Annotated in this window: 1 protein-coding gene and 2 pseudogenes; all 3 read left to right on the forward strand. The window is 72.8% G+C overall.

The features are described from left to right. Window positions 1–348: pseudogene (locus tag CQZ88_RS20220) on the forward strand (prephenate dehydrogenase/arogenate dehydrogenase family protein); the annotation flags it as partial. Next, window positions 335–1,318, forward strand: a complete 984-nt coding sequence (locus CQZ88_RS20225; RefSeq protein ID WP_029543796.1) for a diiron oxygenase — start codon at window positions 335–337, stop codon at window positions 1,316–1,318. The pseudogene CQZ88_RS20220 and the gene CQZ88_RS20225, both read left to right, overlap by 14 nt. A gap of 110 nt (window positions 1,319–1,428) precedes the next feature. Beyond that, window positions 1,429–1,627, forward strand: a pseudogene (locus CQZ88_RS20230) (hypothetical protein); the annotation flags it as partial.

Below are 1,627 nucleotides of genomic sequence, written 5' to 3' on the forward strand. Positions count from 1 at the left end.
GCGCTGGGCCGGCTCGACGTGTCCCCGTCGGTGGCGGGGGCGACGGCACCGCCGCCGCACGTGCTGCTGCGGGCGCTGCTCGCGCGGATCACCGCCGGCGCGCCCGAGGTGTATCTCGACGTGCAGGCCGGCAATCCGCACGCGGCCGCCGCCCGGGCGGCGCTGCGCGCCTCCCTCGACGAACTCGACGCAGTGGTCGGCGCCGGTTCGGTGGCCGGGTTCGCGGACCTGCTGGCCCGGGCCGGAACGCCGCTGGGCGCGGACGCCGACCGGTATCGGGAGCTGTGTGCGGGACTGTTCGCGGAGCTGACGCACGAGGAAACGGAGAGCCGCCATGGCCGAGCCTGATCTGTCCGGGGCGCGGGGCCCGCTGCTCGCGCCCGCGCTGCCCGACCACGATCCGCACGACGTCGTCGAGAGCGCCGTCGTGCGGGGCCTGGCGCGGTCATGGGGGCGGCGCGCCACGGTCAAGAAGCGCGAACCCGATCTCGACGAGCTGTTCGATCCGACCCGGCTGGACTTCCCGGACGAACTCGTGCCGTTCCACGCCCACCCCGCGTACCGTGCCCTGGACGAGGAGCGCCGGGCCCGGCTGCGGGGCTGGGGGTGGATCGCGTACAACAAGAACGTCATGGACATCGAGCAGTACGTGGTCAACCCCGGCTTCGCGCTGATCACGACGGACTTCTTCGAGGTCGGACCGTCGGACACCGTCACCGCGGGGGTGCTGCAGGCGATGGTCGACGAGCAGTACCACACCCTGATGCATCTCAACGCGAGCGCGGTGATCCGCCGGCGTCGCGGCTGGCGGATGCCCGAGTCGGCGCTGCCGCCGTGCCGGACCGTGCGCGAGCACCGCGCCGCCGTCGACGCGGCGCCGGATCCGCGGGCGCAGGCCCTGATCCGGCTGGCGTTCACCACCGTCGCGGAGACGTCCATCAGCGCGTTTCTCGGGTTGATGACCGAGGACGAGGATCTGCAGCCGGTCAACCGCACGACGGTGGCCCTGCACCGGCGCGACGAGCTCAGCCACGCCTCCCTCGCGGCCGAGCTGCTGAAGATGGTGTTCACCGATCTCGGGCCCGGCGACCGGGCGCAGCTGGTCGAGGCCCTGGCGGCGGGCATCGAGGCCTTCACCGGCAGCGATCTGGGAACCTGGGCGGCGATCGTGGAGGCGGAGCGCGTTCCGGGCGGGCGGGAGATGCTCGCGGACACCGCGGCGGCGCCGCATCCGCGGCGGGTGGTGCAGGACTGCAGCGCGATCCGCCGGTTGTGCGCCGACCTGGGTGTCGCCGACGATCTGTCCGTCACCTGGTAGAACGACCGAAACCGAACGAACGATTCGAACGTTCGCAAAGATGACCCATTCGTGACCTCCGAACGTTTGTTTCGAACGTTCGGAGGTGTTCGCCCTGGTAACCTGCGGTCGTGAGCGATGCAGCCTCGTCGGGCGGCACACCGATCGGGGACACCCCGGCGACGGGCGGCCGCCGCAAGCAGTACGCCAACAGCGCCGAACGTGCGCGCGCCTGGCGCGAGCGTCAACGCCGGACCTCCGCCCCCGCCGGTGCCACCCCCTCCCCGGATCCGGCGCCGCCCCCGGCGGTACCGGATCCGGGGCCACCGG

Source organism: Rhodococcus sp. ENV425 (assembly GCF_002887785.1).
Taxonomy (GTDB): domain Bacteria; phylum Actinomycetota; class Actinomycetes; order Mycobacteriales; family Mycobacteriaceae; genus Rhodococcus; species Rhodococcus aetherivorans.

Coding starts and splice junctions, on each gene's coding strand:
- CQZ88_RS20225 (WP_029543796.1), top strand. CDS start 335: ATGGCCGAGCCTGATCTGTCCGGGGCGCGGGGCCCGCTGCTCGCGCCC.